We start from the raw sequence: 24222 nt of genomic DNA on the forward strand, positions 1-24222 counted from the left end.
CCGCATCCATGCGGCTTTCAAGAATCCGGGAACAGCTGAGAAAATATCTTAGGAAGGAGGGCTATGACATATGACGGGAAAAGATTTATATGAGGCTATCCATCAATGTGACGACGAATACATTGAAAAAACGGCAGAAAAGATAGAAAAAAATCTGGAGAAAAAGGATCTTTCTCCGAACGGATGGATCCCCCGCCTGTGGAGACACAGCGCCGCCTTCCGGACAGCGGCCGCTGTCCTGCTGTGTATTGTGATATTGGGAATGAGTGTATCGGTCCTGGCAACGGCGTCGGATGCCTTCCGGGAGTGGCTGTTTGATATGTTTTCCGGCCATGAGGTGACGGAGCTAAATATCGGCGGCGCAGGTGGTGCGGAAGAAGGCAGTGGCGAAACCAGTCAGCCGGATATCCCGGCGGATGAGAACCAGATGCTTACACTGGAGGAAGGAATGCAGATTTATGGCGTGAATGAAAGCTTTGTCTGCAAGGTGCATTATGAGAATGACGGGGAAGATGAAATCGTCGATAAAGTCTACGCCATTCAGGGTAATGGGCTGCGGGAACTGCCGGTATATTCATTCCGGGGAGAGTATGACGGCGTGCCTTACTCTTTTGAGTATGCTGTTATCGGAAACGAAGTGCTGGGATTTAATGGAACGGGGGATTTTTGCGGACTGTTTCATTACAAAAATGGAGATATCGTTTATGCGGATTTGCAGCATGTGGGAGAAGACACCATTGTGCAAAAAGAGTGCCTGGTGGAGATCAATCTTCGGACAGAGGAAGTGACAAAAATCTCCAACGATAAAATGATATGCAACTTCCTCATGTCACCGGATGGAAAGATCATTCTGTGCAATCACCGCTCTGCTGAATATTGGTCTGTGTTTGATATAGCGGCCCGGACGGAGAAAAGGATAGACAGCCTGCTGTGGTATCTTCATACAGATGAGATCAAGTTTCTGGATACCTACACAGTGCTGGCATATGGCGATTCCATTGAAACAAAATTGCCGGACGGTTCTTTCTGGATGGATTCGCAGACCTATAAGATCGATCTTCATACCGGAGAGATTCTGGAGAAATATCCGGGTGCCTCAGACCTTGATCTGGAATGGGATTATAAGACAGAAGGTAATACGCTGCGGTTTGATAATATTGTCACCGGAGAATCTTTTACCATAGATGGCGTCGATAAAAATGTGGGTATACTGAGCGGTACAGGCAGCTATTTTTTGTTCGGCTACGATGAAGATGACGGAGACCAGCCGGGAACGGCATATTGCCTTGTGAATCTGGATCAGCAGACTTTCATGAAAATACATATACCAAAAGAATTATATTTTGATGTAGAAATGTATCTGACAGTCAGTGAGAAGAAACTGCTGCTCACTAACGGCAAGGAAGCTTACATCGTAGATGTGAGCGAACTGGGGTGAGGTAAACGAGTTGCAAGTAAATGAAAAGATAAGTAAAATTCCAATAAAATCCAAATAAAATTCTGTGATTAGCCAAATCTACCCCTTGCATTGCCGGGCATCATTTACTATAGTAGGATATGTGTGAGAACATAACAGGAAAAATAAAAGGGGTGTACATATGAGAATATTAGTGGTAAATGATGACGGTATTCAGGCGCCGGGGATCTGGAAGCTGGCGGAGCTGGCCAGACAGTTTGGAGAGGTGACGGTGGCAGCGCCGAAGAGCCAGTGCAGCGGCATGTCCCATCGGATCACGGTAGATCTGGGTATGGAGATTGCGAAGGTAGATTTTCCGGTGGAAGATGTGGAAGCTTACAGTATTGACGGTACACCGGCGGACTGCGTGAAGCTTGCCATTGGAAATGTACTGAAAGAGAAGCCGGATGTGGTATTTTCCGGTATCAATAAAGGATATAATATCGGCTATGAGATTCTGTATTCGGGGACTGTGGGAGCCGCCATGGAGGCGCTGGTGCACGGTGTGCCGGCCATCGCCTACTCCCAGGATGATACTGCGGACTACGCCGTGGTGGAAAAATATTTCGGGGAGCTGACGGAGATTCTCCTGAAACAGAAGATCGGAGAGGGGCAGATCTGGAATGTGAATTTTCCTAACTGCGCGGCGGAAGAAGTGAAGGGAACTCTTTACGACCGGATTCCGGCGAAGCTGGAGTTCTACCATGACCGCTTTGAACTGGAAAAGATGGATGAGAATATCTATATGGCAAATTCCATTCACAAAAAGAAAAAGAGTGCGCCGGAGGGTACCGATGCGGAGGCGCTGCTTGGCAATTACATTTCTGTGAGTAAACTGAATAGTATTGTCTGAGGAAATGTAAAGCCGCGTGTGACGGATATGTATTTGGTTTCTGTTTCCTGACGGATACCGTGCGTTCCTGTTTCCTGTATTCTTTTGCGGTAATATATTACACAAAAAGGATGGATTATTCCCTTTCCTGTGATTTTGTAAATATGTTATGCTATAGGCAAGAAAGTTCTGTCTGTCCGGATGGCGGGACAGCGGATGGCTGGAGAACAGTATGGACAGAATACGGGAGGAGAATTGCGATGAATTTTAAGGAATTATATCAGCCGGTACACACGATTATCGGTGAAGGCTGTATTAACGAGATACCGAGGCATGTGGATCATTTTGGCGGAAAGAAGGCACTGATCGTGACTGATGAAGGTCTGGTGCAGATTGGAACGGTCAAGATGGTGACTGATGTGCTGGACAAGGCAGGAAGGCCTTATGCCATTTTTTCCGATGTAAAACCAAATCCGACGGTATCCATTGTCAATCAGGCGAAGGCGGCTTATGACAGGGAGAATTGTGATTATATCATCGGAATCGGCGGCGGCTCGCCTATCGACGTGGCGAAAGCGGTCAGCATTCTTGCCACCAACGGCGGAAAGATCGAAGATTATAACGGACTGGAGTTGTCGGAGAAAAAGGGACAGCCGCTGATTGCAGTCAATACCACGGCGGGTACCGGTTCGGAGGTGACCAGAGCTTTTGTGGTGACCGACGAGGTGAGAAAGAGTAAGATGCTCATGGTGGACAGCAATTCCCTGGCATACCTGGCTGTCAATGACCCGACTATGATGGTGGGGATGCCTCCGGCGCTGACGGCGGCCACCGGTATGGATGCTCTGACCCACGCCATTGAAGCTTATGTGGCGAACTCACGCTGCCCGTTTACCGATGGTATTGCTCTGGAAGCCATCCGGCTGATCGGCCAATATCTGGAGAGAGCGGTGAAGGACGGAACAGATATGGAAGCCCGTACCAACATGTGCTGGGCACAGTACATGGGTGGCCTGGCATTTTCCAACGCCGGTCTTGGCATGGTACATGCCATGGCGCACCAGCTGGGCGGATTTTATGATACGCTTCACGGTGTGGCCAATGCGATCCTGCTTCCGTATGTGATGAAGTATAATCTGCCATCCTGTCCGGAGCGCTATGCGGATGTGGCACAGACATTTGGATTTGATGTGAGCAAACTGACGAAGACGCAGGCAGCTTATGCGGCTATTCTCTATATCGAAGAATTGGAGAAAACCATCGGGATTCCGAAGCTGTCTGATACGGCGTTTAAACCGGCAGACGTAGAGGAATTATCGAAAAATGCCATGAAAGATACTGGCATGCCGGAGAATCCACGGAAGGCAACGGTGGAGGATGTGGAGAAAGTATTCCTCAACGCATATTTTGCGTGAGAGCTGTATACCACAAAACAGGAGGAATGAAATATTCCCGTTAAAAGAAGCGGCTGTCGGGAAAACGGCAGTGCGAATAATATAAATAATATAATTGAAGATCGAAAAAGGCATCTGTACTGGAGAGAGGAAGCTTTCAGGGGCCGGAAGGGCCGGGAAAAGAGTTTCTTTGTGACAATCTATGGACGGATGCCTTTTTATTATTTCACAGGGAACTATGTTTTGCAGAAAAGTACGTTTTTGTTATTTCGTAAAGGACAGTATTTTTGTGAAATCATAAGTGTTCTGCGGTAATCTCCCGTGGGGTATGCATAAAATGTGCGGAAATATAAACAACTAGTAATATAAAAATATAAAGCAGGTATGGAAGATAGGATGTGAGGAGGAAGCAGCATGTGTACAGCCATTACTTTTACAGCAAAAGATTTTTATTTCGGACGGACACTGGATGATACGATTTCCCGGGGCGAGGAAGTCATCATCACACCGAGAAATTATCCTTTTGTGTTCCGACATATGGAGACTATGCACAACCATTATGCTGTCATCGGCATGGCCTGTGCGGGAGAGTCACTTTCGGTTCGTCGGGCGTATCCCCTTTACTATGACGCGGTCAATGAGAAGGGGCTTGCCATGGCAGGGCTTAATTTTGTGGGAAATGCGTATTATCCGAAATTTGTGAGAGCGGTATCCGGGAGAGACCATGTGGCGCAGTTTGAGATGATCCCGTGGATTCTGGGACAGTGCGCCAGCGTAGAAGAAGCGAAGAAACGACTGGAGCGGTTGACGGTGACTGACGACGCCTTTGCTGAGAATCTGCCTCCGGCGCCGCTCCACTGGCTGCTGGCAGACAGGGAGAAGGCGGTGGTCGTGGAAGCGGTGAAGGAGGGTCTGCAAATCTATGATAATCCCACGGGAGTCCTTACCAATAATCCGCCTTTTTTGGAGCAGATGTTCCGTCTCAATGATTACATGCATATCTCCGCCAGGGAGCCGGAGAATCTGTTTTGTGACGGGCTGCCGCTCAAAAGTTACAGCCGGGGCATGGGCGCCCTGGGACTTCCGGGGGATCTGTCTTCCGGCTCCCGGTTTGTCCGGGCAGTGTTTACAAGAATGCATGCCGTACCCGGGGACAGCGAGGAGGACAATGTCGGCCAGTTTTTTCATATTCTGGGGACTGTGGGGCAGACAAAGGGCTGCTGTCAGGTGGGAGAACAGGAGTATGAGATGACCATTTACACGTCCTGCTGTAATACCCGAATGGGAATCTATTATTACACCACATACGGCAATCATCAGATTACAGCGGTGGATATGCACCGGGAGGATCTGGACGGCATTCGTCTGATACGGTATCCGCTGGTCAGCGAAGAGTGTATACACAGGCAGAATTAAAGGATGATCCACACCTGGAAAATGGTAGCTGCATGGAAGAGTAGTCAGCGGGAGTGTGTTCAAAGTATTTTCAAAAAAAGAAGATATAATCTGAAAATAAGACGAGAAAGGGAGGAATGGAGCATGCGGCTTCTGGTTGTGGAGGATGAAAAATCGCTGTCCAGGGCTCTGGCCGCCATACTGGCAAAGAATGGGTATTCGGTGGATACGGTTTATGACGGTGTGGAGGCGCTGGAGTATTTAAAAGGCGGAAATTATGACGGGATGATACTGGACGTGATGATGCCCCGGATGGACGGTTTCGAAGTATTAAAAAAAGTTCGGGAGGGCGGCAGCGCCATCCCCATTCTCATGCTGACGGCAAGAGGAGAGGTGGATGACAAAGTGGCCGGACTGGACGGCGGCGCCAACGATTATCTGACTAAACCCTTTGCCATGAGAGAATTGCTGGCGAGAATCCGCGCCATGACCAGAGACAGCACGGCGGGACAAGACTCCGTCCTGCGAGTGGGAAATGTACAGCTGAACCGGGCGACCAACGAACTGTCCTCGCCAACGGGTAGTTTTCATCTGACCAATAAAGAATTCCAGATGATGGAATATCTCATGAGCCATCCGACCCATTTGATCTCTACAGAACGTTTCATGGAGAAAATCTGGGGATACGACAGCAAGGCGGAGATCAACGTGGTGTGGGTGTACATTTCTTATTTGAGGAAAAAACTGTCGGCCCTTGACGCCGACGTGCAGATCAAGGCGGCGAGAAACGCCGGCTATTCCCTGGAGGTTCTCTCATGATCCGGCGGCTGCGGGTGACCTTTATCGTGGTATCTCTCGCTTCCATGGCGGCAGTGCTGCTGGTGATCCTTGGCGTGGTCAACTGGATGAATTACCGACAGGTGGTGAATGATGCAGACCGGGTCCTGGATATCCTGGCGGAAAATAACGGTACATTTCCGGAGCGGGGAGATCCCGGTGAATCTGTGGGACGGAAAAGGCGGATGGCGCCGCCCGGCATGTCCCCGGAGACGCCCTATGAGAGTCGGTATTTTACCGTATGTTTTGGGGAAGACGGAACGGTTCTGCGGACGGATATGGGAAGGATAGCCGCCGTGGACGAGACGGAAGCGGAAGAGTATGCCCGGAGGATCCGGCAGATGGATGCGGCCAGGGGCTTTCTGAATCAATACCGTTATGTGAAGCAGGATACGGATGACGGGCAGCTGATCATTTTCCTGGACTGCGGCCGGAGTCTTGCCCATGTCCGGAGCTTTCTGGGGGTCAGTGCGGCGGTGGCGGTGACAGGGATGGCAGCGGTATTGCTGCTGCTGGTCCTTCTGTCTAAAAAGGCGGTAAAGCCCTATGTGGAAAGTTATGAGAAACAGAAGCGGTTTATCACCGACGCCGGCCATGAGATCAGGACGCCGCTGACTATCATTGACGCCGACGCGGAGCTGATCGCTCTGGAAACCGGGGAAAATGAATGGGTGGAGGATATCAAAAAACAGATTTTCCGTCTGAGAGATCTGACGGAAGACCTGATTTTTCTGTCCAAGATGGAAGAAAACAACAGGAAGGCCGAGAGAATGGAATTTCCCATCTCCGAGGTGGCGGCAGAGACCGCCCAATCCTTTCAGGCGCTGGCGAAGCTCCAGGGCAAAACCTTTGAGAGCAGTATTGAACCGCTGTTATCCTACACCGGAGAGATGAAATCCATCCAGCGGCTGTTTTCTATTTTGCTGGACAATGCCCTGAAATACTCGCCGGAAGGAGGAAAGATTACCTTCCGTCTGGAGAAGCGGGGAAGGAATCTGTGGGTGACGGTCTCCAACACGGCGGAGCCCATGAGCAAAGAACAGATTTCCCATCTTTTTGACCGTTTTTACCGGGTGGATGCCTCCAGGAATTCCGGAACCGGCGGCCATGGCATCGGTCTGTCCATCGCCAGGGCCATTGTAAACGCTCACAAGGGGAAAATTTCTGCCCTCTCGCCCGACGGAAAATCTCTGACTATCCAGGTGATTTTGTAAATATTTCGAAGCTTTTGCTGAATCTCTACGGAGTTTCTGTGGCAGGGTCACAAAAATTTCACAGAAGCAAAGGACTTTTTTAAAGTAAAATTTAACTGGCATTTCTATACTAAATGTACGGACGCTTTCATTGCAGTATGAACGTGTCCGTACATTCATGTGTTAACGGATTTCCTGTTTGGATGGAGACCATTATACAGGTAAAACAGTAGGATCAGAAAGGATGAAATGCCATGGACCTGGTGAAAGATTTTGTACAGAGGATAGTAGGATTTCTGCAGGACAAAATGAGCCGCCTGCGGAAGATGAAGAGAAAGAATAAATGGAAGCTGGCAGGGATTGTTCTGGCGGTGGCGCTGGTGGTCGTTGTGGTGGGACGGCTGGCAGCGGGACGAAGAGGATCCCGCAGTGCGTCGGCGGAGACGACAGTGCAGTCAGCCACGGCTGAGACGGGAAGCATCAGCACAACCGTGGAGGGAACCGGAACTTTGCAGCAGGGAACGGCAGAAAATGTAACGGTACCGGTGGGTATAAAAATTGAAGAAGTTCTGGTGGAAGCCGGCGATGCGGTGACGGCAGGGCAGCAGCTTGCCACGGTGAATACAGCCTCCGTGGCAGCGCAGCTTCTGGAGGTGGAGGAAAACCTTGATGATGTAAAAGATGAGATCGCAGATTTATCTGATGACGCCGACGAGGAAGGAACCACCGAATATCTGGAAGCTCTGGTGTTAAAGGGACAGAGAAAGGAGCTGCGGCAGGCGAAAAAAGCGCTGAAAGCGCTGTTGGATACAGGCGCCATTGAGGCGGACAGCGACGGGATCATCGGAGAAGTCTATGTATCGGAGAATACAGAGGTATCCAGTTCTTCCGGCAGCTCGGGCACATCTTCCGCTTCCGGCACGTCCGGTATATCCACAGTGACGGCGGCTAACACGGCCGTGACGGCGGCCAATACGGTCATGACAGCCAATGCGGCAAATGTGCAGGCGGCCAGTGCGGCGGCAATGACGCTGTCTTCTGCGGGAACCATAAAGGCGACATTTCTTTCCAGCAGCGGAACCGCCAAGAGTAACAGTGACACGGAAACCACGATCATCCCATCCTGCAATCTGTCGGTGACGGCGCCGGTGACAGGGGCTGTTCCGCAAAACAGTATTACAACAACCGATAAATATACGGGACAGATTTCCTGGAGTTGTAACGAATCTGTATTTCAGGCGGGAACCGCCTATACGGCAACCATTGTGTTGACGGCAAAGTCCGGATATAGTTTCTCATCGGATACAACAAAGGTCAGTATACCAGCTGCTTCCTCTTTCAAGCAGGAAGTGAGCGGCGACGGGAAAACAATGACAATCTCCGCGGTCTTTGCAGCCACGGCGGCAGATGCCACGGGCAGCAGTACCCAGTCCGGTTCCAGTACGGAAACGACCGCCGGTACAGGGAATTCTTCCGGTGCCACCGGCAGCAGCTCCGGCGGAACGACCGCTTCTTCCGGAAACAGCGGTTCCTCTGATACCGGGGGAACCTCCGGAAGTGACAGCAGTTCTGCAGAAAGTACTACGGAAAGTAAAAATTCCGGAGCCAGCGGCAGTACGGACGCGTCCAACAGTACAAACGGTACGGGAGCTGCGGGAGGAAACGGCGCCGGCGGGCAGAGCGGCAGTGGATTTTCCAGAAGCTCCGCGGGCGGATCGGCAGGAAGCGGCAGCGCCGCGGCAGGAACCAGCACAGCTTCCGTCAGCGCTGACTCCACCGGCAGCAGTTCCTCATCCGGGGATGAATACAGTCTTTATGAGGCAGCTGCATTTTCCATTGTCAATGAGGATGAGGCGGTGGTATCCATCCAGGTGGATGAGCTGGATATTTTGTCCGTGAAAGAGGGGCAGACAGCGGCCATTACCATGGATGCCGTGGAAGACCAGGAATTTGAAGGAACGATCACCAAGGTATCCGCAACAGCTTCCGGCGACAGCAGCAGTGCCAAATACCCGGTGGAGATCACGCTGGAAAAGACCGATGATATGCTTTACGGTATGAGCGCTTCCGCCACCATTCAGGTGGACGAGGCGGAAAATGCCGTGCTGATTCCGGTCAACGCTCTGCAGGAAGAGGGAAACAGTACGTTTGTGTATACAGAAAATGACGGGGACGGCAATCTTTCCGGAAAGGTGGAGGTCACTACGGGACTTTCCGACGGCAGTCAGGTGGAGATCACCAGCGGACTGGAGGAAGGCGATACGGTTTACTATCTGCGGACAGGAACGGATTCCGGCGGCAGTGAAGGCACATTTCCATCCATGGGCGGCGGAAAAAACGGTGAGATGCCGTCCGGTGGACGGGGCGGTTCTGAAGGCGGCGGACGGGAAGCCGGCGGCGGTTCCGGCGGGCCGGGAGGCAATCCTGGCGGCTTTGCGCAGTAACGGGAGGTGTGCAGATGATTGTATTTGAAGATGTGTCGAAAATTTATCATATCGGTGATGCGGAAGTACACGCCCTCGACCACGCCAGCATCAATATCGAAGATGGGGAGTTTGTCAGCATTGTGGGACCTTCCGGCAGCGGCAAATCTACCATGATGAATATCATCGGCTGTCTGGATGTGGCGGACAGCGGCCGATATTTGCTGGATGGTATGCCCATCGAAGATTATTCAGAGTCGGAGCTGGCAAAAATCCGAAGCAAAAAAATCGGTTTCATTTTTCAGAATTTTAATCTCATCGGCAATCTGACAGCGGAAGAAAATGTGGAGCTGCCTATGATTTATCAGAAGGTACCCAGAGAAGAGCGGAAAAAAAGAGTGGAAGAAGCCCTGGAAAGGGTGCAGCTTGGTGCCAGGAAAAAACATAAACCCAACGAACTTTCCGGCGGACAGCAGCAGCGGGTGGCCATCGCCCGGGCCATTGCCTCCCGCCCGTCGCTGTTTCTGGCCGATGAGCCGACGGGAAATCTGGACTCCGCCACAGGAAAAGAAATCATGAAGCTCTTTCATGAGCTTCATGAACAGGGAAACACCATTGTCCTCATTACCCACGACGAATCGGTGGCAGAGCAGGCAAGCCGGAGCATCCACATTCTGGACGGAAAAGTATTGGATGATGCCGGCACATTTGCAGGAAGAAAGAAGGTGCGCTTATGATGCAGCAATCGGTAAAAATGGCCTGGAAGTCCATTTCTTCCAACAAAATGCGCTCCTTTCTGACTATGCTCGGCATCATCATCGGTGTGCTGGCCCTTGTGGTGCTTGTATCTCTGGTCAGCGGGGCGACCAGTTCTGTCAACGATCAGATTTCCAGCATGGGCGCCAATCTGATTCAGGTGTCCGTCATGGACGATAAAGATAAGCCTGTCAAACTGTCAGACCTGGAAGATCTGGCGGAAGAAGAGGAGATCAGGGAAACAGCTCCGGTGGCGCAGATCAACAGTACCGCTTCCACTACTTACGCTGAGGAGACGGCGGTAGTTTACGGCACTACCGGAGCTTACTCAGATATCATGCAGCAGGAATTGTATTCCGGCCGGTTCTTAAAAAACACCGATGTGGATAACCACACCAATGTGGCGGTCATCAACGCGGGGCTGGCCACGGAAGTGCTGGGGAGAATGGATGTGGTGGGAGAAACCATCAAGCTGGATGGCGTTTCCTACATGGTGGTCGGCGTGCTTCAGGCCGATGACAGCGATACGTCTACCACCCAGACTTACGAAGCGTATATTCCTTATACCTCACTGGTCCGCCTGACGGACAGTGTTTCCATGGAAATCACTTCTTTTTACGTGTCGGCTGTCAGTGAGGAGAGTCTGGACCCGGCGGAGGAAGTGGTGACGGAAATGCTCATGGAGCGGTTTGATCAGGACGAAGACGCATTTACGGTTATCAACCAGTCCACCATCATGGAAGCCATGGAGAGCGTCAACTCGATTTTAAGCCTGCTTCTGGGCGGTATTGCCGGCATCTCCCTGCTGGTGGGAGGTATCGGCATCATGAATATCATGCTGGTGTCGGTGACGGAACGGACCAGAGAAATCGGTATCCGGAAAGCCATCGGGGCCGGCCGGGGCGTGATCATGCTGCAATTTCTCATCGAGGCGCTGATGATCAGTCTCATGGGATGCGCCATCGGTATTTTGTTATCCTGGATAACGCTGCAGGTGATTTCAGTGATCGGCAAAGACAGCATGACTTTTGCCCTCTCGCCGGGGGTAGTCTGGATCGCCGTGGCGTTTTCCATCCTGATCGGCGTGGTGTTCGGCATCTACCCGGCCAATAAGGCAGCGAAGAAAAAGCCCATCGACGCGCTGCGGTATAATGGGTGACCTGGCGGTAAAATTCATGTGACTTGTAAAGTCTTAAACGGCAGATTCATACAAATTCATGTATGTCTGCCGTTTTTTGTGTTAAAATAACAAAATATCAAAACAACAAAACCAGGTATACGGTGACAGATTGCGTATGGCGGAAAGATATATTTGTCGGTTCTATACCGCGGTAAGCCGTATATTGGAGAAAGGACAGGAAAATGCAGGCGGACCGGGAGGCGGCGGAACATTTGGTGCAAAATATTCTGGATATGGGAGAAATGCTGTTATCTTCCGGGGCGGAAGTAAAACGGGTGGAAGATACCTTGAGCCGTATGGGCGCAGCCTGCGGTGCGGAAAAGGTAAATATTTTTGTGATCACTGCCAGCATCATGGCGACCATGGAGTTTTCCGGAGGGGTGCGGGTGACCCAGATTCGCCGGATTTCCCGCTCGCCCAAATATGATTTTCGCAGACTGGAGGCACTGAACCGCCTCAGCCGGGAGTGCTGTACCGGCGGCCTTTTGAGGAAAAGTCTGCACAAAGGTGGTGCAGGAGGAACCGTTCTGGAGAAAAAGCTTCGCGTATGGAAGCAGGGAGAAAATATCCGGGAGCGGTATCTGGGAAGCCTGTTGGTCACCGGCAGTTTTGCCGTTTATTTTGGCGGTAATCTCTCAGACGGACTGGCAGCGGCGGCATTTGCTCCGCTGATCTGTTTTCTGCAGAACCGCTTTGAGCCGTTCTGTCCCAATAAAGTGACTTTCTACAGTATCTGCTCCTTTGTCGCAGGAATCCTGATCTGCGTTTTCTCCCGGTGGACAGGGATGTTCCGGTATGACAGGGTGATCATGGGAGATATGATGCTCCTGCTTCCGGGCCTTGCTCTGATGAATTCTGTCCGGGATGTGCTGGCGGGCAACACTATCTCCGGTATTATGCGGCTGACGGAAAGTCTCATCTGGACCGGCGCGCTGGTGGTAGGTTTCATGGGTGCGATCTGGGTGGTCATATGATAAGAGGTGACAAACAAAATGGAAATAGAAAGTATGGAACTGGCAGCGGCATTTTTCGGTCCTCTGGGTCTGGGAATCCTCTTCCATCTGCGCAGGGGACTGTTATTTCCGGCGGCCCTGGGAGGATTGCTGAACCGGCTCATATTTCTGCTGGTGTCGGAGAACGTGGGCGGAAAAATGTTTCCCTGTCTGGTGTGTTCCATGGTGACTGCGGTTTATGCGGAATGTCTGGCGAGAATATTAAAAGTTCCGGCGACCATCCTGCTGCTGCCGGCCATTGCCACGGCGGCGCCGGGCAGACTGCTGTTTTTTACCATGAGCAGTCTCGTATGGGGATACAGGGCGCAGGCGTGGGAGTATGGAATCACCACCGTACAGTATGCCCTGGCAGTAGCCATGGGAATCAGCCTGGTCTGGGCGTTTTTTATGATTGCAGGAAAAATGAGGGAGGAGTTATGGTTGAAAAAGAAATAAGGCACTTCAGCCTGGAGCAGATCTGCCGCTCCGGGCAGTGCTTTCGCATGGAGAATATAGAAGAACATGAAAGTACAGATAGCTGTGAGAATACAGGGGAACATGGGAATGCAGGTGGACATGTATACAGGATTCTGGCAGGAGATAAATATCTGAAAGTCTGGCAGAACGGCAGTCTCTGTCGTTTTTATTGCAGCGAAGAAGCGTTTGAACAGTTCTGGAAAGACTATTTTGATCTGGAAAATGACTACGGCGCCTACATAGAGAAGGCCAATCCCAATGACGCCTATTTAAACCGTGCCATCGCCTTTGGCTCCGGAATGCGGATTCTCAGACAGGATCTCTGGGAGATGATCGTTTCATTTCTGATCTCCCAGCAGAATAACATCGTGCGGATCCGCCGCTGCATCTCGAATATCTGCGGGAAATACGGAGAGAAAAGAGAGGCGGAAGATGGTGTGATTTATTACACTTTCCCACAGCCGGAGGCGCTTGCCGGCCTTCCGGAAGATGCGCTGAAAGAATGTAATCTTGGTTATCGGAGTAAATATGTGGTGCGGGCGGCTCGCAGCGTGGTGACCGGAGAGTTTGATCTGGAGGCAGTCGGCAGCATGTCCTACCGGAAAGCAAAAGAAGAACTGCTGAAACTCTTTGGAGTGGGAGAAAAGGTGGCGGACTGTATCTGCCTGTTCGGTCTTCACCATCTGCAGGCGTTTCCCATGGACACACACATCAAGCAGGCCATGGCGGAGCATTATAAAAGGGGATTTCCCAATCGGAGATACCGGGGATTCCAGGGTGTGATGCAGCAGTACATTTTCTATTACGAGCTGTGCGGGAAGAAGGAATACATATGAAAGAAATCGGCAGAAAAATATGCATAGTGGAAGACGACAGGGAGATCGTAAAGAATCTGGAAATCCTTCTGACAGAGGAAGGATTCGACGTCCGGGCGGCCGGAAGCAGGAAGGAAGCGCTGCGCCTTTTAAGGGAAGAACATTTTGATCTGATCTTGCTGGATCTGATGCTTCCCGACGGCAGCGGGTATTCCCTCTGCGGCGCCATACGAAAAGAACAGGAGATTCCCATCATCATGCTCACAGCCATGGATGACGAAGCCAGTGTGGTGACAGGATTTGATCTGGGAGCGGATGATTATGTGACAAAGCCTTTTCGGCCCATGGAGCTTTTGTCCCGCATCCGAAATGTACTGCGCCGCAGCGAAAGAAAGCAGACTGTCTGTACTGCTGCGAATCTCTCGTTAGATATGCAGCGGGCCTGTGTGGAAAAAAACGGAAAGGAAATCTTTCTTTCTGCTCTGGAGTACCGGCTGCTGCTGATTTTTTTTCAGCATCAGGGGGACATTCTCAGCCGCAGCCGATTGCTGGAAGAAATCTGGGACATTGCCGGAGATTTTGTCAATGACAATACTCTGACCGTCTATATCAAACGGCTCCGGGAAAAGATTGAGGACGATCCGGCACATCCGGTCATCATTAAAACGGTGCGCGGCCTTGGATACCGGATGGAACCATAAAAATGTTTGGAAGGGGAGAAAATTTCATGTGGCTGTGGAGAAATCCGGAAATAAAAAAACATAGTGCTGTCTGGGGGATTCTGACTGCAGCAGCTGTTGTCGGTGCTGTATGTTTTTGCGGACGGGCAGCGGCCGTCTATGTATTTGCAGTCTGTGCCGCAGCGGGACTTTTGTTCTGGAAATGGACAGAAAAACGATATGAGGACCTTTCGGAACTGTCCGCGCAGCTCAATCAGCTGCTTCACAGCCCGCATCCCCTGCGGTTTGTACCAGATGAGGAGGGAGAACTGGCGCTTTTATCCAGCGAAATCCAAAAGCTCACTCTGCGGCTGGTGGAACAGACGGAGGAACTGAAAAGAGAGAAGAAATATCTGAAGGATTCTCTGGCCGATGTGTCTCATCAGATTCGCACGCCTTTGACATCCATCCGGATGATCGTGCCGCGGCTTAGCCGGCCGGATCTTCCCGATGCCCAAAGAATGGAGTATGCCAGGGAAATCAGTCGGCTTTTAAATCGTATGGAATGGCAGGTGTCTGTCCTTTTGAAAATCGCCCGGCTGGAATCCGGCACAGTACAGATGGAAAGAAAGAGGGTAAACGTCCGGCAGGCAGCGGAGAAGGCGTGGGAGCCGCTGGCGATTCCGGCAGAACTAAAAAGTATTGCCATAAAAATAGATGCAGAAGGAAATCCCTGTTTTCAGGGTGATCTGGCCTGGACCGTGGAAGCCCTTGGAAATATATTGAAAAACTGTGTGGAACATCTGTCGGCGGGCGGACGGATAGAAATAACTGCCGGTCAGAATCCCATCTATACGGAACTTTGCATCGCTGACAACGGGCCGGGAATTCCGCAGAAGGAGCTGCCTCATCTGTTTGAGCGCTTTTACCGGGGCGCCGGAGCGGAGGCCGTCTCTGGAGAGGATTTGTCTGGCGCCGATACGGGATCGGAAGCACGGGTGGATGAACATGCCGGTATCGGTCTGGCCCTGGCGCAGATGATCATCCGCGAGCAAAATGGCATCATTCAGGCAGAAAATCGCCGGGAAGGCGGCACGGAGTTTCAGATCCGATTTTATCAGAAAGCAAAGTGACAGATTTGTCACCGGGAAGTCACGGAGCTGTCACCGGAGAGATGGTATGCTGTCAGAAGACGGGATGACCAATGGAACGAAGGAGGCAGGATATGGAAATCTTGAGAGTGGAACATGTTTCGAGAATCTATGGAAAAGGGGAGACCGAGGTCCGGGCTTTGGATGACGTATCTTTTACAGTGGAAAAAGGAGAGATGACGGCGGTAGTGGGCCGGTCGGGCTCAGGAAAATCCACGCTGCTGCATCTGATCGGCGGAGTGGACCGTCCGGACGGCGGAAAAATTTTTGTGGAAGGGCAGGAAGTGTATCACCGTTCCCAGAAAGAAATGGCCATCTTTCGACGGAGAAAGGTGGGGCTTATCTATCAGTTTTATAATCTTATACCGGTGTTGAATGTGGTGGAAAATATCACGCTTCCTCTGCGGCTGGACGGACAGAAGATCAATCAGGATTATCTGGAACGTCTTCTTGATATTCTGGGACTTTCCGACCGGAAGAAGCATCTGCCAAAGCAGCTTTCCGGCGGACAGCAGCAGCGGGTTTCCATCGGACGGGCCCTCATTCATGCGCCAGCGCTGTTATTGGCCGATGAGCCCACGGGGAATCTTGACAAAAAGAACAGTCAGGAAATCATGGAACTTTTGAAATATACCAACCGGGAGTGGAAACAGACCACTCTCATTGTCACCCATGATGAGAGTATCGCCCTGCAGGCGGACAGGATCATCCGGCTGGAAGACGGACATATCGTATCCGATGAAAAGAACCGGTGAGAGGAGGAGAAAAGATGTGGAAAGCTTTTTCTGTCCGGTATATCCGGGAAAATCGTGTAGCGAGCGCTCTTCTGGCAGGAGCCGCTTTTTTGTCATCCCTGCTGTTGTCTCTGCTGTACAGCATTGCCTACAACCTGTGGGCGGACGATTTGAAACAGCAGCAGGCGGCGGCGGAAGCGGCAGCAAGTCCGCCGGGCGCGCTTATGATACTGTATGCGATGGTGCTGTTCCTGGTCTGCGCGGCGCTGATTGCGCTGTTGCATAACGCCTTTGCCGTTTCCATGGGAAGCCGGATGCATCAGCTGGGGATTTTAAAAAGTGTGGGCGCCACCCCGGGTCAGATCCGGAGTTTTCTCTTGCAGGAAGTCCTGGTGCTGTGCGTGTTTCCTGTTCTGGCGGGAACCGGGACAGGCGTCGGACTCTGTGCGGTGTTTGTCCGGCGAATCATCGCCATGGGCAGGGAAATGGAGCTGAATATACAGTATGATGTCGCTTTCGAATATCATATATTGGTTTTTCTGATTTCTCTGGGGACAGCTTTTCTCACGGTGTTGTTTTCCGCCTGGATTCCGGCACGAAAACTGGGACGGATGTCCCCTATGGAAGCTATTTTTTATGAAGAGGAGCCGGAAATAAAAAAGATCCGTGCGTTCCGTCTCACATCGAAATGTTTTGGTGTGTACGGGGAGCTGGCAGGGAAATCATTGTTTTCCAGGAGAAAATCCATGAGAACGGCGGGGGCTGCATTATTTCTTTCCTTTCTGGGTTTCTTTCTCTATTTAAGCGGAGAAACCATCTCCGGGCTCAGCACGCAGCACACCTATTTTTCCCGTTTTCGTGATACCTGGGATTATATGCTCAACGTGAACAGATCGTCGGGAGAGGATGTGAACAGGTCATCGGGAGAAGATGAAAATGCAGGTACAGAAGATACGATGCTGACCGAACTGCGGGCGCTGCCGGGCATGGAATCCTGCATCGCCTACGGTCTTGTGGATACGACGGTATCCGTACCGGAGCAGATGCTCAGCGATCCATTGCGGGAAGCCGGCCCGGAAACTCTGCTTGGCGACGCACGGCAGGAGGAAATCTCCGGACAGACAGCCTGGCAGCTGAAGGCACTTTTTTATATTCTGGATGACCGGAGTTTTCAGGAATATTGTGAGTCTCGGGACATTTCTTCCGATACAGGAACGGTGCTGGTAAATCTTCTCTGGGATGACCGGAACAGCAGTTACATGGACCGCGCCTATCTTCCATTTCTCCGGGAAAAAGCCGGGACACTGCTGATCAAAGAAATCCCTCTGCGGTATGATGCCTTTGCGGATACCATCCCTGATATCCGCGAGGAACTGGAACAGAAAGCGTTAAATCTCGTGATGTCCGAGACGGCATTTTCCCGTATCGGAAGCCTGTTTTCAGTCAATGAAACGCATTATGATATGCGGACGGAGAAAAGCTTATCCGGAGAGGAAAGCGACGCGATGGAAGCTTCCATTGAAAATGTGGTATCCGAAAATATAGGATCAGGCATGACAGGAAGCAGTTATACGCTGGAAAATCGCCTGGAAGATGAGCGGGCGGATGCGTCAGCCAGAAAAGGACTGCGTATCGTTATGGGGGTGCTGGCAGGTATCCTCGCCTGCGTGGGTATTGCGGGTATCCTGTCCTCCACTCTGGGGCAGATGTATCAGCGGAAAAAAGAATTTGCCCGGTACTTATCGGTGGGCGTTTCTCTGGATGCGATGAAGAAAATGCTGTTTCTGGAGGCGCTGTTCATTGTGGGAAGGCCGTTTCTGCTGGCCCTGATCATCGATATACCAGTGACAGTTCTGCTTCTTAACGCCGCGCCGGTGACGGCCGGAGAATTCCTGGGGCATCTGCCCTGGGTGCCGATGCTGCTTCTTCTTGCCGTGACGGCAGCCATTGTGGCAGTTTTTTATGCGGCGGCGGCCGGAAAAATCTGCAGGCAGAACATTGTGGAAATTTTAAAAGACGATGCGCTGGTATAAAGGAAACAGAAATTTTTTCTGGAACATTTCCTGAAAATCCTTTATAATATGTCTGACAACAGCAGATTGCTGCCGGATTTGTCCGACAGCATAGAACAGACAAAATAGTACCGACATCCGCCCGTATGAGGGAAAGATGTGGTGCGCAGGGAGGATTGACAATGAGTGATTTAATTCAGGAAATGATTTCAAGAAGAAGTGTGCGTAAATATAAACCGGACATGGTTCCGAAGGAGACGATTGATAAGATTATCGAGGCCGGACTTTATGCTCCGAGCGGCATGGGACGGCAGCCGGTGATCATTCTGGCTATCACCAATAAGGAAGTCAGAGACCGCTTCTCGAAGCTTAACGCGGGCATCATGGGAGCGGACGGAACAGATCCGTTTTACGGTGCGCCGGTAGTGCTGGTAGTCCTGGCCGATAAAAAGGTACCGACTTATCTGTATGACGGCAGCCTTGTCATGGCCAATCTGATGCTGGCTGCCCATGATCTGGGAATCGGCAGCTGCTGGATCCACAGAGCCAAAGAGGAATTTGAGCAGAAGGAAGGAAAAGAACTCCTGAAAAGCCTTGGCATCGAAGGAGATTATGAAGGAATCGGTCACTGCATTTTGGGATATGCCGATGAACCTGCCAAAGAGGCTGCGCCTAGAAAAGAAAACCGTGTCTATTATGTAGAGTAGTAGGGAAGGTTCCTCTTCTTGCAGAATACATTTTCTGTGAGAAGAGGATTTTTTCATTTCATAGGAAATTGCATTCCTATGAAATAAAAAACGCTCCGCAAGGATCGCACTGCGGCGGATAGGAAGATGCCGCTTTCGCGACCCGCCGCAGGCGGAGAATCCTGCTTTGCAGGATTCTTTCTTATGCTGCAGTGCTTTCATCGGATACAATACGGGAAATAGACAGTTTGTGAGGATATCATATTGCTGAAATAATTGCAGTGTAAGATAAACGATATCAAAACAGACTTGCAGTTAAATTCGCTATGGCATATTTCCTGTGAATCCGGTATAATGGGGCTGTATTCGGTTATTTTTCAGAAAAAAGGAGTTTAAGGAGGATAAAATGAAAAACAACAAGGATAAATTCAAAGTATATTCCAATGACAGCATGCCAAAGAAGAATCAGCAGGAAGAAGAAATGTCTGTGGAACTGGAAGTGCCGCACGAAGATCTGGTCACAGGACTGTTTGTCACCAGCCCGTATTTTATGGAGATGATGACAGCCCAGGATTTCTTCTATTATCCGGTGGATGTGGAAGCAGAAGAGTCTCTCATGGCTCCGATGCTCAGCCCGGAAGTCCTTCGTGATTTCTTCAGCAACACGGAAATGTTCCGGAAAAGAGAGGGCGTTCCGGCAGCTCTGTTCCTTCATATCCCGGTGGAAGATGAGGAAGAAGAGCAGGAACTGGTATCTATTTTTGACGGCGTCATTCAGACAGAGTTTACGAAGTTCTTCCACACAGTGGTAGCGGTCATGAACCCGGAATCCGCACTGGATGAAACCTTCGAAGATGTATTTGAAAGTCTCATGGATGAGATGGCAGAAAATGGTTATCTGGATAATGTGATCAATAATATTGCTGATTACCTCAGTGATCCGGAAGTAATGGAAGCTGTACTTTTTCCGGAGGAAGATGACGACGACGAGGAATAAAGGGGGCAGATATCTATGAGCCGGGGACTGAACCGGGATGAGATCAAGCTCATTGCTATGGGGACTATGCTGCTCAACCATGTGGCAACGGTGTTTATGGAGCCGGGAACCTTTTTCTATGAGCTGTTTCTGGATATCGGGTATTTTACGGCCATCACCATGTGCTATTTTCTGGTGGAAGGCTGGCATTATACGCATTCCAGAAAGCAATATGCGCTCCGTCTGTTTGTGTTCGCGCTGCTTTCCCAGATTCCATTCAGTCTTGCCTTTGCGGAAGGCGGAAAGCTGCAGAATTCTAACCTGAACATGATGTTCACGTTGTTTTTCTGTTTTCTGATCATCTGCGCTTTGAAGCAGATTCCTAACCCGATGCTTGGAAAATGCATCGCCCTCTTTCTGACCTTCGGCACTATTTTCTGTGACTGGGCAGTGTTTGCCGCGGTGTTTACATGGCTCTTTGTCTGGGCGGAAGGCTCAGAAGAGAAAAAACGTTCCGCCTATCTCTGGGCGGTGGGAATCTTCGGTGTCTTCACTCTGCTCTCGGGCATTGGCCGTTTCACACCGGTCGGACTTCTTTTTTATGCGCTGGGAGCGACAGCGGGAGTGGCTCTTTCGGCTTACTGCATTCTGTATTGGTATAATGGAAAACGGATGAAAAAAGGGAAAAAGTTCCTGCAGTGGTTTTTCTATCTGTTTTATCCGGTACATTTGTTAATTCTGGGACTGCTGCGTTTTGCTTTACAGTAACGCGCACGAAGAAGCCTGGCGACAAAAAATATGGAGAAAAATACGACGAGGAGGAAGACAATGAAAAAACGTGTTACAGCTGTACTGCTGGCTCTTCTCATGGTCTGCGGCATGCTGGCTCCGGTGAAAACGGAAGCCGCAGCCTCAGCAGATGATTACAGGGCGGTATGGTTTTCTTATTATGATTATGAAAGTTATTTAAAATCTGCGGGCAGCAACAATGCCTCCGCTTTCACAAGCTTTTTCCGTAAAGTGGTGAGCAAATGCAAGACCCGGGGAATGAACAGAATCATCGTTCAGGTACGCCCGACCGGCGATGCCATCTATGATTCCGATATTTTCCCGACTTCCGCATACATTTCCGGCAAACAGGGCAGGGATGTTTCTTACGATCCGCTTTCCATCATGGTGGAAGAAGCCCACAGACAGGGACTTGCCATTGAAGCATGGGTCAATCCGTACCGGGTATCTTTTAACACAAGCTACTCCCAGCTTTCCAAAGACAATCCGGCAAGAAAGTGGCATGAATCCGGCAACGCTTCCGAACGGAGAAATGTATTGTCCTACAACGGACAACTGTATTACAATCCGTCCAAACCGGAGGTCCGTCAGCTGATCATCGATGGCGTGGAAGAAATTGTGCGTAACTACGATGTGGATGGCATACATATGGATGATTACTTTTATCCGAGCTTTTCATCCAGCAATTACAATAAAACCTTTGATGCCCAGGAATACAATGCCTCCGCTGAGAAGAAGAACGGTATGTCCATCAAAAAATACAGACGTAAACAGGTCAACAAACTGGTGAAAGGCATCAAGAGCGCCATTGACGCCATTGATTCAGATGTGGTATTCGGTGTCAGTCCTGCCGGCAACATCGACAGCCTGAACAGCAAATATTCCTATTACGTCAACATTAAAAAATGGACAAATTCTACAAAATTTGTCGATTACATCGCTCCGCAGATCTACTGGGGCTTCTCTCACAAGACTGCGAAGTTTGATAAAATGGTCGACCGCTGGTCTTCTATGGTGGACCAGAGCAAAGTGAAGCTCTACATCGGAATTCCGGCCTACAAAATGGCTCAGCCGTCCAACGGCACCACAAAAGCCGAGAAAAAAGAGTTGAAAGGCAAAACCCTTCTGCGGAAAATGGCCAAATACGTCAACAAAAAGAACGCAAACGGCATTATTGTCTTCGACTATGCTGACCTGGACAAGGCAGCCTGCAAGAAATTGGCTAAATATTTAAAGAAAACATATTAAAAAGCAGAATATTTAATTAATTTTCAGAGTTTAAAAATTGGTGTTTTGAATTTTAATTCAAAACACCAATTTTTATGTAAAAAATGAGATAAACATAAAAAACAAAATTTAATAAAGAAAAAACATCATTACCTTCCGCTTTTTCTGTTAATTTTTACTTTTTTTTTACGAAATCACGGTAGAATCCTTTACTCTGCATTTCTAAAATAAAGATAACATGCATGTGAAGAAAATCTACAAAAATAAAACAGAAAGGGCGAAAGGTAATTTCAGTTATGAGAAAGAATCAATTTAGAGCGTTTGCAGGGATCGCGACATTATCTTTATGTCTTGGCCTTGGAGCAGCGGTAATGCCAGCGAATGTGAAGGCAGCGGCAATTGAGATGACAGATAAAGGGGTTAGTCAGGTTACTTTGGCTCCAGGTGCTAATGAGACAGAATTAAATTTTTCTTGGTACAGTACAGGAACGGATGATGCCAGAGTACGTTTTGGTACAACTGCAAATCTGACAGATGAAAATATAGTTGTCGGCGGTTATACGGAGTATGGAAAAAATGCAGATGCTGACGTATTCTATGCCGGTAAAGGTGAAGATATTGAAAACACTAAAAATGACACTATTAACAGCGATTATTATTCCAATAAAGTGACTGTAACAGGCTTAAAAGAAGATACCACATATTATTATCAGGTGATGAAAGACGGAGAATGGTCAGATATATATACTTATCAGACAAAATCTTTTTCTGATTTTTCTTTCCTGTATGTAGGAGACCCTCAGATTGGTGCCAGCAGTGATGCTCAAAGTGATGCCACAAGTTGGAATAATGTTCTGAATCAGGCAACTTCCCAGCATGATGTTAGTTTCATGGTTTCCGCTGGTGACCAGATTAACAATACGAATGGTGATAGTGAAGGAGAATATTGTGGATATTTAGGTGCTACAGCACTTCGTTCTCTGCCGGTAGCTACCACGATTGGAAATCATGATTCTAAGAATCCGAATTATTCTTATCACTTTAATTATCCGAATAGTCAGTTTGGTGCACCGAGAGGTTATAATCAGGGAGTAACAGCTGCTGGAACAGATTATTATTATTCTTACGGTAATGTACTGTTTATCGTGCTGGATACAAATAATTATAATTGCGCAACTCATGAAAATGTGATTAGAAAAGCGATTAAATCTAATCCGGATGCTAAATGGCGTGTGGTAACATTCCATCAGGATATTTATGGAGCAGCTAAAGATCACTCTGATTCTGATGGTATGATTCTTCGTACACAATTGACTCCTCTTATGGATAAATACAATATTGATGTTGTTCTTCAGGGACATGACCATACATATTCCAGAACGTATCAGTTAACGGGAGATGGAGAAGAACACGTTAAATATAGTAGCGATGGTACTCTTGAGGGTACTGTAGCAGCAGATGAAGATAATACTACATATCAGAAAGAAAATGGCAGCGCTTATGAAATAAAAAGCGATGTAGTTGGAGGAACAGTTGAAAATCCGGAAGGAACAGTTTACTTTGAGGCAAACTCTGCAACTGGTTCCAAATATTATGAACTTTTCAATCCTGTACAGGATTACATTGCAGAAAAGAGTCAGCAGTATCATCCAACTTATTCCGTGGTCAGCGTAACTGATGATACTTTCTCTGTAACAACTTATGATGCAGATACTAATAAACAGTTAGTTGGTTCTTCTACTTACACAATCAAGAAGACTGAGAAACAGGAAGAACTTCCACCGGCAGATGATGAGCAGAATATTACAAATGTTACAAATAATAACTATAATATTACTGTAAATAAGAATGAAGACAAAACAGAACAGACAGCAACATCAGCAGCTACACTTAAGAAAGTAAAAGGTGTTAAGGTGACAAAGAAAGCTGGAAATAAAGTTTCTGTAAAATGGAATACTGTAAAAGGTGCCGATGGATACCAGATTCAGTACACTTACAAGAAAGGCTTTAAGAAAGCAGTGAAAACTGTCAACGTCAACAAAGCATCCAAATCTTCTAAAGTACTCAAGAAGATGAAAATAGGTAAGAAAGTTTACGTAAAGGTACGTGCTTTCCAGAATGCAAATGGACAGAAAGTCTATGGTAACTTCAGTAAAGTGAAGAAGCTTACCGTTCGCTAGGAAAGATTTCCTGTAACATGAAAGTAGCCGGGATGTCCAGGAAGGATATCCCGGTTAT

Annotated in this window: 21 protein-coding genes; all 21 read left to right on the forward strand. The window is 49.2% G+C overall.

Annotation, left to right across the window (positions count from 1 at the left end; genetic code table 11):
* Positions 1 to 70: 70 nt before the first annotated feature.
* The 21 genes from B5E53_RS09785 to B5E53_RS09885 all read left to right on the forward strand — a co-directional run bounded on the left by B5E53_RS09785 (position 71) and on the right by B5E53_RS09885 (position 24164).
* Positions 71 to 1438, forward strand: coding sequence for a hypothetical protein (locus tag B5E53_RS09785; RefSeq protein WP_087314532.1), 1368 nt, complete (start codon positions 71 to 73; stop codon positions 1436 to 1438).
* A gap of 160 nt (positions 1439 to 1598) precedes the next feature.
* Positions 1599 to 2309, forward strand: coding sequence for a 5'/3'-nucleotidase SurE (gene surE, locus B5E53_RS09790; protein WP_087314534.1), 711 nt, complete (start codon positions 1599 to 1601; stop codon positions 2307 to 2309).
* A 239-nt stretch (positions 2310 to 2548) separates the two neighbouring features.
* Complete coding sequence (locus B5E53_RS09795; protein WP_087314537.1) at positions 2549 to 3703, forward strand: iron-containing alcohol dehydrogenase; 1155 nt, start codon at positions 2549 to 2551, stop codon at positions 3701 to 3703.
* A 393-nt stretch (positions 3704 to 4096) separates the two neighbouring features.
* Positions 4097 to 5098, forward strand: coding sequence for a choloylglycine hydrolase (bsh, locus tag B5E53_RS09800; protein WP_087314539.1), 1002 nt, complete (start codon positions 4097 to 4099; stop codon positions 5096 to 5098).
* 123 nt (positions 5099 to 5221) lie between these two features.
* Positions 5222 to 5896 (forward strand): response regulator transcription factor, encoded by a 675-nt coding sequence (locus B5E53_RS09805; RefSeq protein ID WP_087314541.1) that lies wholly within the window; start codon positions 5222 to 5224, stop codon positions 5894 to 5896.
* Complete coding sequence (locus tag B5E53_RS09810; protein ID WP_087314543.1) at positions 5893 to 7128, forward strand: ATP-binding protein; 1236 nt, start codon at positions 5893 to 5895, stop codon at positions 7126 to 7128. The genes B5E53_RS09805 and B5E53_RS09810 overlap by 4 nt, the downstream gene beginning before the upstream one ends.
* A gap of 233 nt (positions 7129 to 7361) precedes the next feature.
* Positions 7362 to 9551 (forward strand): HlyD family efflux transporter periplasmic adaptor subunit, encoded by a 2190-nt coding sequence (locus tag B5E53_RS09815; RefSeq protein WP_087314545.1) that lies wholly within the window; start codon positions 7362 to 7364, stop codon positions 9549 to 9551.
* Between the two features lie 14 nt (positions 9552 to 9565).
* Positions 9566 to 10267, forward strand: a complete 702-nt coding sequence (locus tag B5E53_RS09820; RefSeq protein ID WP_087314547.1) for an ABC transporter ATP-binding protein — start codon at positions 9566 to 9568, stop codon at positions 10265 to 10267.
* Positions 10264 to 11445, forward strand: coding sequence for an ABC transporter permease (locus B5E53_RS09825; protein ID WP_087314549.1), 1182 nt, complete (start codon positions 10264 to 10266; stop codon positions 11443 to 11445). Before B5E53_RS09820 ends, B5E53_RS09825 begins: the two co-directional genes overlap by 4 nt.
* Before the next feature lie 203 nt (positions 11446 to 11648).
* On the forward strand, positions 11649 to 12440 hold the full coding sequence (locus tag B5E53_RS09830; RefSeq protein ID WP_087314551.1) for a threonine/serine exporter family protein: 792 nt from the start codon (positions 11649 to 11651) through the stop codon (positions 12438 to 12440).
* A gap of 18 nt (positions 12441 to 12458) precedes the next feature.
* A complete protein-coding gene (locus tag B5E53_RS09835; RefSeq protein WP_087314553.1) occupies positions 12459 to 12914 on the forward strand; it encodes a threonine/serine exporter family protein in 456 nt (151 codons plus the stop codon).
* Positions 12896 to 13771: a DNA glycosylase gene (locus B5E53_RS09840; protein ID WP_087314555.1), complete on the forward strand. Its 876-nt coding sequence runs from the start codon at positions 12896 to 12898 to the stop codon at positions 13769 to 13771. Before B5E53_RS09835 ends, B5E53_RS09840 begins: the two co-directional genes overlap by 19 nt.
* On the forward strand, positions 13768 to 14451 hold the full coding sequence (locus B5E53_RS09845; RefSeq protein ID WP_087314557.1) for a response regulator transcription factor: 684 nt from the start codon (positions 13768 to 13770) through the stop codon (positions 14449 to 14451). The genes B5E53_RS09840 and B5E53_RS09845 overlap by 4 nt, the downstream gene beginning before the upstream one ends.
* Before the next feature lie 26 nt (positions 14452 to 14477).
* Positions 14478 to 15542, forward strand: coding sequence for a HAMP domain-containing sensor histidine kinase (locus B5E53_RS09850; RefSeq protein WP_087314559.1), 1065 nt, complete (start codon positions 14478 to 14480; stop codon positions 15540 to 15542).
* A gap of 92 nt (positions 15543 to 15634) precedes the next feature.
* Positions 15635 to 16315 (forward strand): ABC transporter ATP-binding protein, encoded by a 681-nt coding sequence (locus tag B5E53_RS09855; protein ID WP_087314561.1) that lies wholly within the window; start codon positions 15635 to 15637, stop codon positions 16313 to 16315.
* A 14-nt stretch (positions 16316 to 16329) separates the two neighbouring features.
* The gene (locus B5E53_RS09860; RefSeq protein WP_087314563.1) at positions 16330 to 18327 is read left to right on the forward strand and encodes an ABC transporter permease; all 1998 of its coding nucleotides are present in this window, start codon (positions 16330 to 16332) and stop codon (positions 18325 to 18327) included.
* Between the two features lie 161 nt (positions 18328 to 18488).
* On the forward strand, positions 18489 to 19013 hold the full coding sequence (locus B5E53_RS09865) for a nitroreductase (RefSeq protein WP_087314565.1): 525 nt from the start codon (positions 18489 to 18491) through the stop codon (positions 19011 to 19013).
* 385 nt (positions 19014 to 19398) lie between these two features.
* On the forward strand, positions 19399 to 19989 hold the full coding sequence (locus tag B5E53_RS09870) for a hypothetical protein (RefSeq protein ID WP_087314568.1): 591 nt from the start codon (positions 19399 to 19401) through the stop codon (positions 19987 to 19989).
* Between the two features lie 15 nt (positions 19990 to 20004).
* The gene (locus tag B5E53_RS09875; protein WP_087314570.1) at positions 20005 to 20736 is read left to right on the forward strand and encodes a TraX family protein; all 732 of its coding nucleotides are present in this window, start codon (positions 20005 to 20007) and stop codon (positions 20734 to 20736) included.
* Between the two features lie 60 nt (positions 20737 to 20796).
* Positions 20797 to 22005 (forward strand): family 10 glycosylhydrolase, encoded by a 1209-nt coding sequence (locus B5E53_RS09880; protein ID WP_087314572.1) that lies wholly within the window; start codon positions 20797 to 20799, stop codon positions 22003 to 22005.
* 275 nt (positions 22006 to 22280) lie between these two features.
* Positions 22281 to 24164: a metallophosphoesterase family protein gene (locus B5E53_RS09885; RefSeq protein ID WP_087314574.1), complete on the forward strand. Its 1884-nt coding sequence runs from the start codon at positions 22281 to 22283 to the stop codon at positions 24162 to 24164.
* Positions 24165 to 24222: the final 58 nt, after the last annotated feature.

It is taken from the genome of Eubacterium sp. An11, assembly GCF_002161065.1.
GTDB lineage: Bacteria > Bacillota > Clostridia > Lachnospirales > Lachnospiraceae > Anaerobutyricum > Anaerobutyricum faecale.